Source organism: Pseudomonas sp. GNP012, from assembly GCF_054343835.1.
The window spans coordinates 1,332,895-1,350,215 of the sequence record NZ_JBTGUU010000001.1 but is presented as its reverse complement, the minus strand read 5'-3'; the positions used below and the strand labels follow the sequence as shown (position 1 = coordinate 1,350,215).

The 17,321-nt window shown below is 60.6% G+C and carries 16 protein-coding genes, 1 tRNA gene and 1 pseudogene; 11 read left to right on the top strand and 7 right to left on the bottom strand.

What is annotated here, in order from left to right:
* Positions 1-218: 218 nt before the first annotated feature.
* Positions 219-294, top strand: a tRNA-Asn gene (locus ACXX83_RS05855).
* A gap of 135 nt (positions 295-429) precedes the next feature.
* On the opposite strand, the gene ACXX83_RS05850 is transcribed toward ACXX83_RS05855, so the two are convergent.
* Positions 430-1,947: a nucleobase:cation symporter-2 family protein gene (locus ACXX83_RS05850; RefSeq protein ID WP_217837734.1), complete on the bottom strand. Its 1,518-nt coding sequence runs from the start codon at positions 1,945-1,947 to the stop codon at positions 430-432.
* Positions 1,948-2,200: 253 nt separating this feature from the next.
* Here ACXX83_RS05850 and ACXX83_RS05845 point away from each other — a divergent pair.
* Positions 2,201-2,481 (top strand): annotated as a pseudogene (locus tag ACXX83_RS05845) (BrnT family toxin).
* Positions 2,482-2,484: 3 nt separating this feature from the next.
* Complete coding sequence (locus ACXX83_RS05840) at positions 2,485-2,790, top strand: BrnA antitoxin family protein (RefSeq protein WP_095965273.1); 306 nt, start codon at positions 2,485-2,487, stop codon at positions 2,788-2,790.
* A 55-nt stretch (positions 2,791-2,845) separates the two neighbouring features.
* Here the strand turns inward: ACXX83_RS05840 and ACXX83_RS05835 are convergent, their stop codons facing one another.
* Together ACXX83_RS05835 and ACXX83_RS05830 are read right to left on the bottom strand one after the other, a co-directional pair.
* Entirely contained in the window at positions 2,846-3,676 is an 831-nt protein-coding gene (locus ACXX83_RS05835) for an arylamine N-acetyltransferase family protein (RefSeq protein ID WP_458547797.1), read from the bottom strand.
* 113 nt (positions 3,677-3,789) lie between these two features.
* Positions 3,790-4,584, bottom strand: a complete 795-nt coding sequence (locus ACXX83_RS05830) for an exodeoxyribonuclease III (protein ID WP_458547796.1) — start codon at positions 4,582-4,584, stop codon at positions 3,790-3,792.
* Positions 4,585-4,944: 360 nt separating this feature from the next.
* Between ACXX83_RS05830 and ACXX83_RS05825 the strand changes: the two genes are divergently transcribed.
* Positions 4,945-5,271, top strand: coding sequence for a hypothetical protein (locus ACXX83_RS05825; protein WP_437179733.1), 327 nt, complete (start codon positions 4,945-4,947; stop codon positions 5,269-5,271).
* A gap of 34 nt (positions 5,272-5,305) precedes the next feature.
* Here ACXX83_RS05825 and ACXX83_RS05820 read toward each other — a convergent pair whose 3' ends face one another.
* Positions 5,306-6,712, bottom strand: a complete 1,407-nt coding sequence (locus tag ACXX83_RS05820; protein ID WP_217837729.1) for a DUF1254 domain-containing protein — start codon at positions 6,710-6,712, stop codon at positions 5,306-5,308.
* 112 nt (positions 6,713-6,824) lie between these two features.
* Positions 6,825-8,393 carry a sensor domain-containing diguanylate cyclase gene (locus tag ACXX83_RS05815; protein ID WP_217837728.1) on the bottom strand — a complete coding sequence of 523 codons (1,569 nt, stop codon included), beginning with the start codon at positions 8,391-8,393 and terminating at the stop codon, positions 6,825-6,827.
* A gap of 191 nt (positions 8,394-8,584) precedes the next feature.
* Between ACXX83_RS05815 and ACXX83_RS05810 the strand changes: the two genes are divergently transcribed.
* Positions 8,585-9,052 (top strand): hypothetical protein, encoded by a 468-nt coding sequence (locus ACXX83_RS05810; RefSeq protein ID WP_458547795.1) that lies wholly within the window; start codon positions 8,585-8,587, stop codon positions 9,050-9,052.
* Between the two features lie 400 nt (positions 9,053-9,452).
* Here ACXX83_RS05810 and ACXX83_RS05805 read toward each other — a convergent pair whose 3' ends face one another.
* Positions 9,453-11,207 (bottom strand): L,D-transpeptidase family protein, encoded by a 1,755-nt coding sequence (locus ACXX83_RS05805; protein ID WP_458547794.1) that lies wholly within the window; start codon positions 11,205-11,207, stop codon positions 9,453-9,455.
* A gap of 82 nt (positions 11,208-11,289) precedes the next feature.
* Here ACXX83_RS05805 and ACXX83_RS05800 point away from each other — a divergent pair, with 82 nt between their 5' ends.
* From ACXX83_RS05800 to ACXX83_RS05775, 6 genes are all read left to right on the top strand, one after another.
* The gene (locus tag ACXX83_RS05800) at positions 11,290-12,015 is read left to right on the top strand and encodes a murein L,D-transpeptidase catalytic domain family protein (protein WP_126046408.1); all 726 of its coding nucleotides are present in this window, start codon (positions 11,290-11,292) and stop codon (positions 12,013-12,015) included.
* An 80-nt stretch (positions 12,016-12,095) separates the two neighbouring features.
* Entirely contained in the window at positions 12,096-13,787 is a 1,692-nt protein-coding gene (locus ACXX83_RS05795) for a copper resistance system multicopper oxidase (protein ID WP_458547793.1), read from the top strand.
* Between the two features lie 10 nt (positions 13,788-13,797).
* The gene (locus tag ACXX83_RS05790; protein WP_458547792.1) at positions 13,798-14,700 is read left to right on the top strand and encodes a copper resistance protein B; all 903 of its coding nucleotides are present in this window, start codon (positions 13,798-13,800) and stop codon (positions 14,698-14,700) included.
* A gap of 52 nt (positions 14,701-14,752) precedes the next feature.
* The gene (gene copC, locus ACXX83_RS05785) at positions 14,753-15,136 is read left to right on the top strand and encodes a copper homeostasis periplasmic binding protein CopC (RefSeq protein ID WP_458547791.1); all 384 of its coding nucleotides are present in this window, start codon (positions 14,753-14,755) and stop codon (positions 15,134-15,136) included.
* Between the two features lie 3 nt (positions 15,137-15,139).
* A complete protein-coding gene (gene copD, locus ACXX83_RS05780; protein ID WP_458547790.1) occupies positions 15,140-16,063 on the top strand; it encodes a copper homeostasis membrane protein CopD in 924 nt (307 codons plus the stop codon).
* Positions 16,064-16,179: 116 nt separating this feature from the next.
* A complete protein-coding gene (locus ACXX83_RS05775) occupies positions 16,180-16,941 on the top strand; it encodes a transporter substrate-binding domain-containing protein (RefSeq protein ID WP_458550161.1) in 762 nt (253 codons plus the stop codon).
* Between the two features lie 153 nt (positions 16,942-17,094).
* On the opposite strand, the gene ACXX83_RS05770 is transcribed toward ACXX83_RS05775, so the two are convergent.
* Positions 17,095-17,316 carry a hypothetical protein gene (locus ACXX83_RS05770; RefSeq protein ID WP_458547789.1) on the bottom strand — a complete coding sequence of 74 codons (222 nt, stop codon included), beginning with the start codon at positions 17,314-17,316 and terminating at the stop codon, positions 17,095-17,097.
* Positions 17,317-17,321 lie beyond the last annotated feature (5 nt).

The window sequence follows — 17,321 nt, the reverse complement described above, 5'->3', positions numbered from 1 at the left end:
CCGTGGTGTCGAGGTGTGAGGGTCAAATGATTCATGGCGCGTACCTTTTCGGCGAATGGCCGGCAGCGCGTGTCACCACTTCCGGGCGACCATGGTAGACCTCCGTGGCGATCCTGGTAACCGCCAATCGCCGCCAAACCACCGCCCGTCCCGATAATTTGCTCCCGTTGTTATTCGATGCTTGACTTCTCTTTTTGAATCAGTAAGATACGCGCCATTCCGCGATAGCTCAGTTGGTAGAGCAAGTGACTGTTAATCACTGGGTCCCTGGTTCGAGTCCAGGTCGTGGAGCCAGACAGCAACATTGAAAAGCCCCTGAATCGAAAGATCCAGGGGCTTTTTTGTGGCCGATGAAAAGCCATCTCTTGAAAAGAAAAAAGGGCCGATCTGTCTATTCGACAGATCGGCCCTTTTCAGTCGCCGTGAACGTCAGACATGTTCACTGCTTTTCGCGTGCACCGCCCGTGGTTCTGCCCCACCGTGTTCCGATTCCAGCACCGGAATCTCCTTGCCATCGCAATCGTGCAGCTTACCGTCGCTGAAGTAGTCCCCTTCGCGCAACGCCGCAAGATCCTGATAACGCAGCACCCGCTCGGTACCGGCCGCAAACACCGATTGCTGATCGGAGTTACCGGCGGTGAGGTGGTTGAAGGTCAGGTTCAGCACGATGGCCATGATCGCCGACGAGCTGATGCCCGAATGGAAAATGGTCGCGAACCAGCTCGGGAATTGATCGTAGAAGCTCGGTGCCGCGATCGGGATCATGCCGAAGCCGATGGAGGTGGCGACGATGATCAGGTTGACGTTGTTGCGGTAGTCGACCTTGGACAAGGTCCGAATGCCGCTGGCCGCGACGGTGCCGAACAGCACGATGCCGGCGCCGCCCAATACCGAGGTCGGCACGGCGGCGATGACCCGGCCCATGAAGGGCAGCAGGCCGAGGAGCACCAGGAACAAACCGCCAGTGGCCACCACGTAGCGGCTCTTGATGCCGGTGACCGCCACCAGCCCGACGTTCTGGGCAAAGGCGCTCTGGGTGAAGGACCCGAAGATCGGCGCGAACATGCTCGACAGCATGTCGGCGCGCAGGCCGTTGCCCAGGCGCTTGGAGTCAACCTTGGTGTCGATGATCTCACCGACCGCCAGAATGTCGGCCGAGGTTTCCACCAGCGTCACCATCACCACGATGCACATCGACAGGATCGCCGCGAAGTGGAAGGTCGGCATGCCGAAGTGGAAGGGTGTCGGGAAGCCGAACATCGGCCCCTGGGTCACGGACGAGAAATCCGCCATGCCGAGGAACACCGCGATCACCGTACCGACGACCATGGCCAGCAGGATCGACAGGCGGGAGATGGTCGCACTGCCGATTTTGCTCAGCAGCAGCACCAGCACCAGCGTCACCGCCGCCAGACCGATATTCGCCATGCTGCCGAAATCCGGTGCGTGGCTGTTGCCGCCCATGGCCCAGCGCGCGGCTACCGGCATCAGCGTCAGGCCGATGGTGGTAATCACGATGCCGGTCACCAGCGGCGGGAAGAACTTGGTGATACGCGAGAACACCGGGGTAATCAGCAATCCGATCAGGGACGCCGCGATCACCGCCCCCAACACCGACTGGAACCCGCCCTCCCCGCCACTGCTGACAATCGCCACCATGGTCGCGACGCCAGAGAAGGATACGCCCTGCACCAGCGGCAACTGACAACCAAAAAACGGTAGACCCAGGGTTTGCAGCAGCGTTGCCAGCCCCCCCGCAAACAATGAAGCAGCAATCAACAAACCGATGTCCGCTGGCGAGAGCCCGGCCGCCTGGCCGATGATCAATGGCACCGCAACGATACCGCCATACATGGTCAGAACATGTTGCAGGCCATAAGCCATATTCGCGCCGATCCCTAGGTTTTCGTCCTCGGGCCGTTGGTGTGAAACATGGGGCGTTTTCATGGAGGGGGTTCCCTGGTTTTTGTTATGCGCACACTGTATGCAAGACACAGGACAAATGTCTATAGAGCTGTATACAACTTGTCGGTCACAAAATGGATACTTGTCCATTTCCGCCTGATAGCCCCCCTCCTGATCCCGCCAAAAACCTTGAAATACTTCCCTCGCTGCCCCCCCTGGGTGCTGACTAGTCTTTTGAATTCCTGGCGACCATCGGTATGACTCGCCTCTTTTTTATACATATAAAGTATGCATAATGAAGCCATTCGACATTCAGTTCCACAGGGCAAAGAACGCAGCCAACAAACTCAAGCACCAAGGCATCAGCCTCGCAGAGACTGAACCGGTATTCCATGACGAACGAGCGCTAACCATCGAGGACAACCACCACGACGAACAACGCTGGATCACCCTGGGGCTGGATGCCAAAGGCCGTTTGCTGGTCGTCGTGTACACCTACCGCGATCCGAATTTCGTTCGAATCATTTCCGCGCGCATCGCCACCAAAGCGAGCGCCGTCAGTACCTGGAGACATGACCGATGAAAGACGAATACGACTTCAGTGACGCCAGGCGCGGGGCCGTGGCGCCCGCCAAAGGCAAGACCCGCATTACCATCATGCTCGATGACGCCGTCATCGAAGCCGCCCGGGCCCTGGCAGAACACGAGGGGTACGGCTACCAGACGGCAATCAACAATACGTTGCGCCGGGCCCTGCTCAACGAAGGCAAGAGCGCAAAACTGAAACCAACCCTCACCCCTGCCGAACTCAAGGGCCTGGAGCAGAAACTGGCAGAGGCCTTGCGCGAAATTCAACGGGTGATGGCGCCGGGTGTTCGACCCTGAAACGCAAAGAGCCGATCAATCTGACCAGCCCTTTGTGATGCCTGCGATCAGCCCGCTATTGCGGCGGTGCGATCAATCGCTCCAGCGTCCGCGCCAATTGCGCCTGTTCCGGTACGCGGATGCCGAACTCGCTGCCCAGCAGGCCAATCAGTTCCCGCACATCCGTCACCTCCCGCCGCTTGCTGTCATGGCCGATCCGGTGAATGGCGAAACTGCCGTTGTTGAGCGTACGGCGCCAGCCCTCTCCGGTGCGCGCCACCATCAACTGCCTGACGAAGGTCGACTCGGGGTGGGTCGAGACGTACCAGTTGCCCACAGCAAAATCGATATCTTCCTGGCGTTGCAGGTCGAAGATGTACATCGCTCGCCATTCACCGGCTACGTTAGCGCGCAGGGTAAAGCCGTCGACGTGCAGGTCGATGCGATACGATTCGTGCGGGGTGAGTTGTTCGGCGCGGGAATCGAGCAACAGTGGCGCGGTCGGTACCATGCCGCCGAAGCCGACGTCGGTGATATAGCGTACGTCATCAATGATGACCAGGCTCAGGCGATGGGTCCGGGCCGTCCAGGCGCCCTCCGGCTGCCCCATCACTACCCGACCGCTGATGGCGCGGGCGTCGAAACCCAATTCCTGAAGCAAGGCCAGAAACAGCTTGTTGAGTTCGTAGCAATAACCGCCACGACCCGCGTGCAAGACCTTCCGCTCGATGGACGGCAGGTCGATCAGCACCGGTTCGCCGGATAACGTGGTGAGGTTTTCAAACGGGAAAACCCCGGTATGGCGCCCTTGCAGTTGGCGCAAGGTTTCCAGGGTCGGTGCCGGGGGTGCATCGAAGCCCAGGCGTTGCAGATACAGAGCACGGTCAGTCAGGCGTGGATCGCTCATCGTTCAATCCTTTTGCACGCAAGCGGCGGATTGCTCCGCCAGTGGTCGCTATGTATACGGGATCAGGCACGGCCACCGACAATTGATTTAGCCAATCATTCGTCATGAAAAACTCAACGCTGCTTGCGCGAACCCAATTGAATCCAGGTCGGTGCATGGTCGCTGGCATGGGGTTCATTGCGCACCCAGGCATCCACCCCGGCGTCTTGCAGATACGGGCTCAGGACCGGGTTGAGCAGCAGATGATCAATGCGCAGACCGGAGTTTTTCTGCCAGTGCTGACGGAAGTAATCCCAAAATGTGTAGAGCCGATCCTGCGGATGCAGGTGCCGCAATGAATCGGTCCAGCCCTGGTCCAGCAACCGCTGGTAGCACTCGCGACTCTCCGGTTGCAGCAAGGCGTCCTTGAGCCATGAGCGCGGGTTATAGATGTCCAGGTCGGTGGGTACCACGTTGTAGTCACCCGCCAGCACCACCGGATGTTCACTGCCTTGAAGCGCCTGTGCATGACGGATCAGTCGTTCGAACCATGCCAGCTTGTACTCGAATTTCGGCCCCGGCTGCGGGTTGCCGTTGGGCAGATACAGGCAACCCACCAGAACCCCGTGGACCGCGGCTTCCAGATAACGACTGTGGTTGTCGCTGTCATCGCCGGGCAACCCGCGTCGGCTCTCCAGCGGCTGCGCATCCCGCGCCAGGATTGCCACGCCGTTCCATGACGCCTGCCCCTGCCAGATGGCGCCGTAGCCGAGCGCTTCAAGCTCCGCAGCCGGGAATGCACTGTCCACTGCCTTCAACTCCTGCAAGCAGGCGATGTCCGGTTTTTCCCGTTCAAGCCAGGCCAGCAGGTTGGGCAGCCGGGCGCGCAGGCCATTGACGTTGAACGTGGCAATCCGCAGTTTCTTCATGATCGGACACTCCTGAGGACGAGGTGCCTGAACTGTGACACCTACCCTTTTCGGTGGTTGCATCCGTGGTCCCGGGGGCGGCAGCACCTTGAGCGCAAGCTGGTCGATTCGAGGGTGTCCGCAAATTTCCCGTCCGACATATCTCAAGTGTGGGAGCGGGCTTGCTCGCGAATGCGCTGTGTCAGCCAACATAAATGCCGAATGGGCCGACGTCTTCGCGAGCAAGCCCGCTCCCACAGGGTTCTCGCTGGCCATGGATCGGCGGCCCACCAGTCCCCCGCGCCACTCGTCAAGCAGATCGGCACCTACCACGCGCCCTGTCACACTAACCTCAGGTAACGACTCATCCTGGAGACGACCATGATGAACATAAAGATGGCTTCGCTGCTCATGGCCACATGGATGTCGGCTACGTCCCTGGCCACCTTTGCGGCGTCCGGCGAGAGTCCTGGTACGACCGGTACGGCACCCGGCGCAACCCGCAGTTCAACCATGCTGCCAGACAGCAACAGGTCCAGCGACCCCTCGGGTAACAACGGGCGCGCAAAGAGCCCCGGCTCGTCAATGGGCAGCACCGGCGTCAATGGTCCGGGCAGTGGCGCGGGCGGCGGCACCGGCGCCCCCGGAGGTGGAACAGGCGGCGCTGGCGGCGGGACGGGCAGTTGGACAAACAAAAGCAGCCAATGACATGACGTCGTTGGCTGCTTTTTTCGTCCTGGGCTTACAGCTGCTTGATCGCCGGCGGGTTCCACTTGCCATTCAACGCCTCGGCTTTCGGGCCGTACAAACGCATGGTCAGATTGAATGAGCCTTTGGGCGCCGGCAGCCAGTTGGCCTCCAGATCCTTGCCGGGGCTTTCGTTCTGGAAATAGAGGTCCAGCGAGCCATCGGCGTTGTGCTTGAACGGCATCCAGCTACTGACTGCAAAACGGTTGAGTGAGTTGCCGACCTGGAAACCTTGCGGGTCATACAGGGTGATCGACCAGAAGGCGTTAACCGGCGGTGTCTCGCCCTTGCTGAAATGCAACACGTATTTATTCGCGCCATCGAGTGGCTTGCCGTTGCTGTCGCCGATATTCAACGGATAAATCGCGTCCTCGGGCAGGTTAGCGCCGAGCCCCACCTGCGTAACGATGGCACGCTTGAGGTAGTAGTTGCCGTAGACGCCCATGGTGTCGGTGTTCATCGACCAGCCATTGACCTCCCGCGCCAGGGTCGGCACTTTCCAGGTCATCAAGGCCTGCGCATCCTTAGGCACCTTTTGCAGTGCGGCCTGGATTTGCGGGTCCAGCGCGTCCATGTTGAACGACTTGCCGACTTCGATTCCAAGACGCTTGATCTGCGCCAGCATTGGCTGGTCGGTGCTGTGCGGCGGGTTCACCTTCAGCAACTCGGCAGCGTAAGTGAAGTAATCGGCAGCCGACATGGAGTCGACCTGAATCTTCGGTGGCGTTTTCATGTCCACCGCTGGGTCGACTTTCACGGTGACGGCTTCAGGCTCCTTACCTAAACGCGACAACGGCGTCACCGTGTAGCCGGCCTGGATCTTGTGCACCGCCGCGTAATCCTCTGCGCCGTCAGTCTTGGTCCTGCCGATGACCCAGACAAAGGGCGTTGGCGCCGGCAGATGGCTCATCCCGGCAGGCACCGCGCCCGTCCAGCCCGGTGGCGTCACGAGGAATTGTCCGGCCTCGGTGCCCGTGGTGCGCCAGCCCGGCGACGCAAACACGTCGGTCCACATATCGAGCATTGGCAGCAGGTAGAAGCGTCCATCGGTATTCGGCGCGGCGATCACCAGCGGCTCCTTGCTCAAGTCCAGCCAGGCAATCGAATACAAAGTGTCGAAGTTGGAGCGCACCACCCCTTTGAAATCGGCTGGTGGGTACTGCGGCACACTGACAAACATGTTCATCGGGCCCTTGCCGAATTCCTTGCCTGGCTCGATGTTGGTGAATTGCTTGCGGGTGATGTCCATGCTCAGCAGCGGGTAAAAATAGATGTAGGCATCCACGCCGATGGCATGCGCTTCTTCGGCGGTGATTTTCGGTTGCGCCTGGCTGACCAGCGGAAAAATGGCAGCGGCTGCGACGGTCAGAGCAACGGCTGTCAACGTTTGAGGTAGCAACATGTTGGCGATCGTCCTTACGTGGGGGAGCCTGCCGGGTTCGACAGCGCTAACGGAACTCTAGACGATCAATTCTGACTGGCCAGCAAGACGGTCCACCGGCAACAAAAGCACTTCAACGATCGGAGCGCATCAATGCCTCGCCACCGGCCATCGACAATGTGGCCACGCGGTTGCGACCCGAATGCTTGGCTTGATACAACGCCGCATCGGCCCGCTGGACAAACACGTCCATGCTGTCACGCCCCGAGGGCACGAACGAATAGCAGCCCAGGCTGACCGTCACGTAGCCATTGGGTGAGCCGGTGTGAGTGATGTTCTTGTCGATGACACTGCGACGGATCTGCTCGGCAATCGTCATGGCGCCGTGAATGTCGGTGTCGGGCAGCAGCACCGCAAACTCTTCACCGCCGTAACGCACCGCCAGATCGGCCTTGCGCTGGCAGCAACTCTTCAGCGCACGCGCCACTTCGGCCAGGCAGTGATCCCCCACCACGTGGCCGTAGGTGTCGTTGTAGCGCTTGAAGTAATCGATATCGAGCATGATCAGGCTCAAGGAGCTTGCCTGCCGGGCACCGCGCCCGAACTCGATGTCCATCGCCCGCTCGAACAACCGGCGGTTGGCCAGGCCGGTCAGGCTGTCATGCGTGGCGATCAGCTCCAGTGCTTGCTGGGCCCTGCGCAAATCCTTCTCGACCCGCTCGCCCACGCGCACCTGACGAATGAACACCCAACCGAACAACCCCACGCCCAGCAGCACCAGGGCAACGATGAGGCTGGAGCGGAACGCCGTGTCGTACCAGTCCGCGAGAATGGTCTGCGTGGACGACGCAGCGGCGACCACCAGCGGATACGCCTCCAGCTGGCGGTAACCGTACAGGCGTGTCACGCCATCGATGATGGACGTGAACATCACATTGCCAGAGTTGGCCTGTGGCAGGAACTTCTGGAAGATCTCGCCTTGGGCCAGCGACACGCCGATCTGCGCTTCTACAAAGGGTCGACGCGCCAACAAAGTGCCATCGGTCAGGCCGAGAAACATCGAGCCGTTGTCGTCGAGGCTGAAGCTTTTGAAGAACTGGTCGAAGTACGACATCTTGATGCCGGCCAGCAATACGCCCTGGAAATGGCCGTTCCTGTCGTTGACCCGCTTGGAAACAGGGATGATCCACTCGCCGTTTTCCCGGCTGCGGATGGCCGGGCCGATATGCGCCACCGACGATACGTTCTGCTGGTGATACTTGAAGTACTCGCGATCCGCGACCCCGGCACCCCGGGGCAGGTTTTCAAACGAGGTCACCACCCACTGGCCCTTCTGGTCGAACAACAGGATGCCGTGCAATTGATCCAGTGCCAGCACCCGCCGGGCAAAGGTCTGCTGCAAGCGAGGTCGCATGTCCTGGTCGAAACCGTCGACCTGAATCCAGTCCACCAGGCTGGTCAGCACCAGGTCAGCCTTCATGAAGGTGTCTTCGGCTTGCTGCGCCATGGCCCGCGTCAGGTTCGAAGACGCCACTTGCGCCAGGCTCAGATCATGGCGACGGGATTGCTCCAGTTGCAGGTAGAGCAAACCGCACAGGCACAGACACACCGTGGCAATGAACAACACCGCGGCCTTGCGCAGCGGTATGCGTTTCAATGCAACGTCAGGGGCGTGGTCCGGGTTGTTAAAGCGCGTGGGCAAAAGTTCATCCTGTCAGGGACAAGGCATGGGCAACGGCCCAAAGCCCTCAGTTTTTGTGGGCCGTAGTTTACGGGGTTATCCACGACAAAGGGGCAACCACTTGCCCGGTGGCGCTGCAAACATGACCCAGGGCAGTACTGTCTGCGCGTCAACGAGCTACGATTAGACTGACCTCCATACAGGGAATCGACATGAGCAAGGCAGACGAGCTCGCTGCAAAAATGAAACGGACAGGGCTGACCAGCGCAGATCAGGCAATTGATGGCTGGCCGGGCCAGGTCTACGAACTGTATCAACGGATAGAGCACTGGCTGCTGCCCTTGACCGAAGCGGGCCTGGTCCTGCGGCGCAACGCCACCCATGTGTTCGAAAGTCATCCCGAGGATGGCTCCTACGATTACGCCATTGACCAGTTGGTGATCACCGGCAACAAGCACAGCATTACCTTTGACCCGGTTGCACGCTTCACCGCCGATGGCGAGGGGCGCGTCGAGATTCACTCCCCGGGCAACGAGTTCGCCCTGTTGCGCACCGTGGACGAACACGGCGAAACACACTGGTGGCTACAAACGATCGAGCAAGCCACAGCACAACAGGATGCGGTGGCGCTGACAGAAAGCGATCTGCTTGTAGTGGTGCAACAAGGATTGGCGCTTTAGGAAGGTTGCTAAAGGGCATGGGAAACTGTAATTAAATGGACTCGCCCAAGCCGAGGCGTCTGTGCGCCGCGGTGGCATTCTTATAGAAGCCAACGACAGCGAGGGCGAGGCCATGAAAAAGCATACGATGTTCAATCAGTCTTTGTCAGCCGACGTGTCGGCGTGCACGACCGTTGCGGTAGATCTTGCAAAAAAGGTCTTTCAGGTCGCCGGGGAGGATGCTCTCGGCCAGGAGCCAGCCTGCTGGCGATGGACTCCAGTGCGCCGCGTTTATCCAGTTCACACGCGTTATCGTTAACGACCATCGCTGGCAAGCCGGCTCCTACAGGGGACCGTGCCCACGCTCCAAACCAGTACCCCCCCAAAAATGGCGCTCCCGAGGCGTCTTTTCAGTCTTTGGTTACTGTTGGCCCTGCCCCGTCACCACCAGTGGGATCTCTGCCTGACGCAAATCCAGGGGAGGCAATTTCGTCGGCTGACTCAAGCCCTGCAACACCCGGGCATCGTAATCATAAATGTCCGGCTTGAACGTCACCCGCCCGTCATTGCTCAGGTCCACGGTCCAATAGGCCAGCAGCACCGGCACCTTCACCGGCAGCTGGATATTCTCGGTCCTGCCATTGGCCAACTGCTTTTGAATCCCGGCACTGTTCCAGCGCACCGGGTCGTTGAACAACAACTCGACCAGTTGCAGCGGGTTTTCCACGCGGATGCAGCCCGAGCTGGTGGCCCGGACCGTCTTGGCAAACAGCTCGCGGTGCGGCGTGTCATGCAGGTAAATCGCATAGTCGTTGGGGAAGCGGATCACCACCTGCCCCAACGAACTGTCGGGGCCGGCATCTTGACGCAGGCGAATGCCTCGCGGGTTGCTCCAGTCAACGTCCGACGGATCGAGCACATTGCCTTCGCGATCAAGCACGCGAATCCGGTTGGCCGCCAGATAGCCAGGATCGTTCTGGATTTTTGGAATCACGTCCTGCTTGAGGATGGTCGGTGGCACGGTCCAGGTCGGATTGAACGTAATGTAGGTGATTTCGGCCTGGAACACCGGCGTACTGCGCACCGGCTTGCCGACCTGCACCCGCGAACGCCAGATCGGCAGACCGTCGCGGTACATCGCCACCTTGTAGCCGGCGATATCGACGATCACGAACGTGCCCTGAAGTTTGTACAACAGCCAGCGGGCGCGCTCCATGTTGACCCGCACCTGATCGATCCGCGCCTCGACCGGCACGTTCAGCGCCGCCAGCGTCGCCGCCCCCGCCACGCCGTCGGCCCCCAGGTATTGCTCGGTCTGATACTTCTTCACCGCGGCGATGACCTTGTCGTCGTAACCGGCTTTTTTCGCCAGGTGCGGCTCCAGGTACCCGCCCGCCACCAGGCGCGCACGCAATTGTCCGACCGCCACCCCGTCCATGCCAGGCTTGAGCGATTGGCCTTCGGTGACTTTCGGCCAGCCGCCCGCATCACGCACCTGGCGCAACCGGGCCAGGCCTTCACGCAAATTGCGGTAAATCTCTTCCTGAGGAGGCGCATCGGCGAATGCACGTGCCACGTCATGGGCATCGAGGGCGGCGAACAGGTGGTTCATGTCCTCGCGGGCATTGCCGCCGGCAGGATCGAAATTCCAGTGAATGTCCAGCCGCGACGGATCGACCTTGCCCCGGCGCAGTTGCAGCAACGCGGTGATGAAGGTGCGGGTGGCCGCCATGTCGAACATCGCCCGCTGTGCCGTGGAGGGCATGGCGGCCATCAGCGATTCATGGGCCCGGGCCAGTTCGGTGATACGAAAATCCGCCGGGGTCAGGCCGTCGACCCGGGTATCTTCCAGGCTCTTGAGTAACTGCAGCACATCACGATCATCCGTCCACGCGGCGCGATAGTTGCGATGCATATAGAAATCCAGCACCACCCGACTGACGTCCACACGCTGATTGCGCCTTGATGTGAGCAACGGCGGAAAGGCCGAGCGCAGCGGTTCCAGCGTTGCCTGAATCGCCTGGCCGACCGCATCGTCAGGCGCCGCGGCATCGCTTGTGCTGCTCGCTGCAGATACCGTCTCAATCGGCGAAGATTGCGCAAAGGCCGCACCGCTGATCAGAAAGCCCATAAAAAACATGCGGCTTATGACGAATGACCTTGTTAATTGCACCATGGATAATCCTTAATCCCCTGATTCAACGGCGCCAGCTTTGCGCTCGCTGCTAGACTCGAAATTATCATGATGAGACCCGACTATGGCGCTAAACCGCTTTGGCCTTTTATTTGCCATTTTACTGACGTGCCTTTCAGTAACGTCAGCCTACGCCGATTCGCTTGAAAACGCGCTGGTCAAAGCAGCACCAGGCGCCGACGCCAAAGTAATTGCCCTGGCCGTTCGCGCCACCCAATGCAGCCGTGCCCAAGGCGTCGCCCCAGCCCAAAGACTGGCGGTGATCGATTACTCCCTGCCTTCGACCGAACAACGCCTGTGGGTCTTCGACCTTAAACGGCGCAAGTTGCTGTTTCACGAACTGGTCGCCCATGGCCGCAACAGCGGCGAAAACATGGCCACGCTGTTCTCCAACCGCAACGAAAGCCACGCCACCAGCCTCGGCCTGTTCCGCACCCAGCAAAGCTATCTCGGCCAGAACGGATACTCGCTGCGCATGGAAGGCCTGGAGCCCGGTTTCAACGACAACGCCTTTGACCGGGCCATCGTCATTCACGGCGCGCCCTACGTCAGTCCGGTGCTGGCCCGCGCCAATGGCCGCATCGGCCGCAGCCTGGGTTGCCCTGCCGTCAGGCCGGCAATTGCCCATCGGCTGATTGATTCGATGAAGGACGGCCAGTTGTTGTTTTCCTACTACCCGGACCAGCGTTGGCTGAAGTCGTCCTCCTACATCAACTGCGGCGACACCGTGGCCTCAAGGGAAAAGTCCACTTCAAGCCAGAAAGCGACGTCCAACCTGTCAAAACTGTAATCTTCGCCTCAGCCTGCTGAAAGGCGCCGCCTGCTAGCCTCATCGACAAGTTCAACGGTCTGACGGGCGGAACACACGGCATGCACTCCCACACTTCAAGACGCACCTTCGTCAAAGGGCTGGCCATCGGCGGGCTCTTCGGCGGCCTCGGGTTATGGCGCACGCCGGTCTGGGCGATCAGCAGTCCCGGCGAACCGCAGGTGTTGGCCGGCAATGATTTCGACCTGTTCATCGGCGAATCCCCGGTCAACTTCACCGGCACCCCGCGCACTGCACAGACCATCAACGGTGGCATTCCCGGCCCGCTGCTGCGCTGGCGTGAAGGCGATACGGTGACGCTGCGGGTGCGCAACAGACTCAAGGACAGCACCTCCATTCACTGGCACGGCATCCTGCTGCCGGCCAACATGGACGGCGTGCCGGGCCTGAGCTTCAAGGGCATCGAGCCGGGCGGCCTGTACGTCTACCAGTTCACCGTGCGGCAGAACGGCACCTACTGGTATCACAGCCATTCGGGGTTCCAGGAGCAATCCGGCGTCTACGGCCCGCTGGTGATCGACGCCAAGGACCCGGAACCGTTCCAGTACGACCGCGACTACGTGGTGATGCTCAGCGACTGGACCGACGAAGACCCGGTCGACCTGATGAAGACGCTGAAAAAACAGTCCGATTACTACAACTTCAACAAGCGCACCGTAGGCGACTTCATCCACGACGTCAGCGAAAAAGGCTGGGGGCCGACCGCCGCCGATCGCAAGATGTGGGCCGAGATGAAGATGAACCCCACTGACCTCGCGGACGTCGGAGGCGCCACTTACACCTACCTGTTGAACGGCCAGGCGCCTGACATGAACTGGACCGGGGTGTTCCGCCCGGGAGAAAAGCTGCGGCTGCGCTTCATCAATGGCTCGGCCATGAGTTACTTCGACGTGCGCATCCCCGGCCTGAAAATGACCGTGGTCGCCGCCGATGGCCTGCACGTCAAACCGGTGAGTGTCGACGAGTTTCGCATTGCCGTGGCGGAAACCTTCGACGTAATCGTCGAACCGACCGAAGCGGCCTACACCCTGTTCGCCCAGGCGATGGATCGCACTGGCTACGCACGCGGCACCCTGGCGGTGAAGGCGGGACTGGTAGCGCCGCTGCCAGCACTGGACCCACGCCCCCTAGTGACCATGGATGACATGGGCATGGCCGGCATGGACCACGGCAGCATGGCGGGCATGGATCACAGCAACATGCCCGGCATGCAGTCCCACCCCGCCTCGGAAACCGACAACCCGCTGGTGGACATGCAAGCCATGTCCACCTCAGCGAAACTCGACGACCCCGGCATGGGCCTGCGCAACAACGGGCGCCGCGTGCTCACCTACTCCGACCTGCGCAGCACCTTCGAAGACCCGGACGGCCGCGAGCCTGGCCGCACTCTTGAGCTGCACCTGACCGGGCACATGGAAAAATTCGCCTGGTCGTTCAACGGCGTGAAGTTCTCTGATGCAGAACCGCTGCGCCTCAAGTACGGCGAACGGCTGCGGATCGTACTGGTCAACGACACGATGATGATGCACCCCATCCACCTGCACGGCATGTGGAGCGACCTCGAAGACGAGAACGGCGAGTTCATGGTGCGCAAGCACACCATCGACATGCCACCGGGCTCCCGGCGCAGCTATCGGGTCACTGCCGACGCACTCGGCCGCTGGGCCTATCACTGCCATCTCCTGTACCACATGGAAATGGGCATGTTCCGTGAAGTTCGCGTGGAAGAATGAGGCGCACCCCATGATTCGATTCACCCCGGTTTTTCTCGCACTCGTGACCTCGACGGCGATGGCCGCCAGCGACGGCATGCAAGGCATGGATCACAGCCAGATGGACCACAGCCAGATGCAAGGCATGGATCATAGCCAGATGGACCACAGTCAGATGCAAAGCATGGACGAGGGCCAGATGCAGCCCGCCGCCCCCAGCGAAAGCCGTACGCCGATCCCGGTGCTGACCGATGCCGATCGCGCGGCGGTGTATGTCGATCCCGCCGGCCACCATGTGCACGACAACACACTCAATTCGTTTTTCCTCGCCGACAAACTCGAATGGCAGGACGCCGATGACGGCAGCACCCTGGCCTGGGATTTGTCCGGCTGGGTCGGCGGCGACATTGATCGCCTGTGGCTGCGCTCCGAAGGCGAGCGCACCAACGGCGTGACCGAGGACGCGGAAATCCAGGCCCTGTGGGGCCACGCCATTTCCCCGTGGTGGGACGTCGTCAGCGGCGTGCGCCAGGACTTCAAACCCGGCGCCCCGCAAACCTGGGCCGCCTTCGGCGTGCAAGGCATGGCGCTGTACAACTTCGAGGCCCAAGCCACGGCCTTCATCGGCGAAGGCGGCCAGAGCGCCGTGCGGCTGGAAGGCGACTACGACATTCTGCTGACCAACCGGCTGATCCTGCAGCCGACCGTCGAACTCAACGCCTACGGCAAAAACGATCCGCAACGGGGCATCGGCGCGGGGCTGTCCAACACCGAAGCCGGCCTGCGCCTGCGCTACGAAATCCGCCGGGAATTCGCGCCTTACCTCGGCGTGACCTGGAACCGCACCTACGGCAACACCGCCGACTACACCAACGACGAAGGCGAGGACCGCAGCGAAGCCCGCCTGGTGCTCGGTGTTCGGATGTGGTTCTGAACAGACTCACCCAAAACCAACAACAACCGCTTCGAGCGGTAAAGGACCTTGCATGCGCATCATCAAACCCACCGCCGTCGTTATCGCGTTACTCAGCGGTCTGCTCATGAGCACCCTCGCTCAAGCGCACCCCAAACTGCTCGCCTCCACCCCTGTGGAAGGTGCAGAAGGTGCGCCGCCCGACAAGATCGAACTGCACTTCTCCGAAAACCTTGTCACCCAGTTTTCCGGCGCAAAACTGCTGATGACCGAAATGGCCGGCATGGCCCACGCCCCGATGCCGGTCAAGGCCAAGGTCAGCGGCGGCAGTGATCCGAAAACCATGCTCATCACCCCGACAGCCCCTCTGGTTGCCGGCACCTACAAGGTCGAATGGCGCGCGGTGTCGTCGGATACCCACCCGATCACCGGCAGCGTCACGTTCAAAGTGAAATGATCGATGAGCGACTCGGCCAACGTCGTTCTGCGGTTTGTGTTGTATGTGGACTTGATGCTGTTGTTTGGCGTGGCGCTGTTCGGGCTCTACAGCTTCAAAGGACAGGAACGGCGATCCGGGACGGTGCTGCCCTTTCGCCGATTGCTGACGGGAACTGCCGGGCTCGGTGCGCTGCTGTCCATCGTCGGCATGGTGCTGATGGTCCGCGCCATGAGCGGCGAGTCAGACGTTGCCGAGCTACGCCCTCACCTCGAGATGATGCTGTTCGAGACAGACGTCGGGATGGCCTGGGCCGTGCGGATGATTGCGTTGGCGGTCGCAGGCCTGGCAGTGATGCTCAACCCACGCGCCCCCGGTCTCAGCCTGGTGATCGCCAGCACTGCGGGCGGCATCGCCCTCGCCAGCCTGGCCTGGAGCGGGCATGGCGCCATGGACGAAGGCAGCCGTCGTTACTGGCACTTCACCACAGACATCCTGCACCTGCTGGTAGCGGGCGCGTGGCTCGGCGCGTTGCTCGCGTTTGCGTTGATGGCGCAACCCCGGATCCTGCAAACCGAAGCACGCATTCGTTTGCTGGCTCACGCCGTCAGGCGATTCGAGCTTGTCGGTGCGCTGATCGTCGTGATCATCACCGTGACGGGCGTGGTGAACTACCTGTTCATCGTCGGGCCGAGACTCGATGAGGTTTTACTCAGCCATTACGGAATTCTGCTGGCGATCAAAGTGCTGCTGTTTGCCGGGATGCTGGCTTTGGCGGCGCTGAACCGCTTTCATCTTGGCCCCTTGCTGCAGCGGTCATTGCGGGAGGGCCAGTATCGCGTGGCAGCCCATGTACTTCGGCGCAGTGTGGCAGCGGAAATGGCCGCGGCGGTTTTGATCGTGGGCTTGGTGGCGTGGTTGGGGACGTTGAGCCCGGAAGTGGAATGAGCCATCTACAGGGGGGCGTTGATTTTTCACACCGGTGAAAGTTTCACTACACTCCCCTTTCAAAACCACTCCAGCACAAAAGCCCGATAACAATGACGAAAATCAATAGAGCAATGATGCTCGGCGGCTTGCTCGCATTCACCCTTGGCGCCCAGGCAGAACCTTCGCATCTGGACAGCGTCATGCAACGGGGACAACTGCGCGTTTGCACCACCGGCGACTACAAGCCCTACACCCTTAAAGCCGAGGACGGCGCGTATTCCGGCATCGACATCGCCATGGCCCACGCCCTGGCCGACAGCCTGGGCGTCAAGGTCGAGTGGGTGCCCACCACCTGGAAAACCTTGATGCCCGACATGCTCGCCAGCAAGTGCGACATCGCCATGGGCGGCATCTCGGTCACCCTGGAACGGCAGAAAAAAGCTTACTTCAGCAACATCCTGGACGTCGACGGCAAAATCCCGCTGGTGCGTTGCGAAGACCAGGCGCTGTACCAGACTGTCGAACAGATCAACCGGCCCTCGGTTCGCCTGGTCGAACCCGCCGGCGGCACCAACGAAGCGTTCGTCCACGCCTACCTGCCCCAGGCGCAATTGCAGCTGCGCGATAACCTGAGCATCTTCCAGGAACTGCTGGATAAAAAGGCTGACGTGATGATCACCGATGCGTCGGAGGCGCTGTATCAGCAGAAGCTCAAACCGGGCCTGTGCGCCGTCAACCCGACGCACTACATGCAATACGGCGAAAAAGCCTACCTGCTGCCCCGTGACGACATTACCTGGAAGCTGTACGTCGATCAGTGGCTGCACCTGGCCAAGGCAACGGGCATTTATCAGAAGATTCGACGGCAGTGGCTGGCGGTGCCTGAGGGCAAATAACGGCGTGGACAATGAGCAGCACGGATGAATTGCAAACCTACAATGCCAGCCCGAAATGGCAGGAACGTTTCGCTTTTTTTGATCAGTACGGCGGCTCCAAAAGCCCCCGGATAGCAAAACGGTGGAAATCACTCCACCGTTTTGCGTCATCGGTCAATCGCCGTGCAACAACCCCGCACCATACTCGCCGAAGCTATTGCCCAGCGCACTGCCATGGAAATTCATCTGGTTGGCGTTACTGTGGGTGGGTCCCGGACCAAAGCCGGCTGGCTGCACCGAGTCGGCCGAACAATCACGATGAGTACTCACACCCGAACAGGCGCTCAATAGCACGGCACCTGCGATTAGCGAGACCTTGACCAGGTTTGCGATCATTTTTT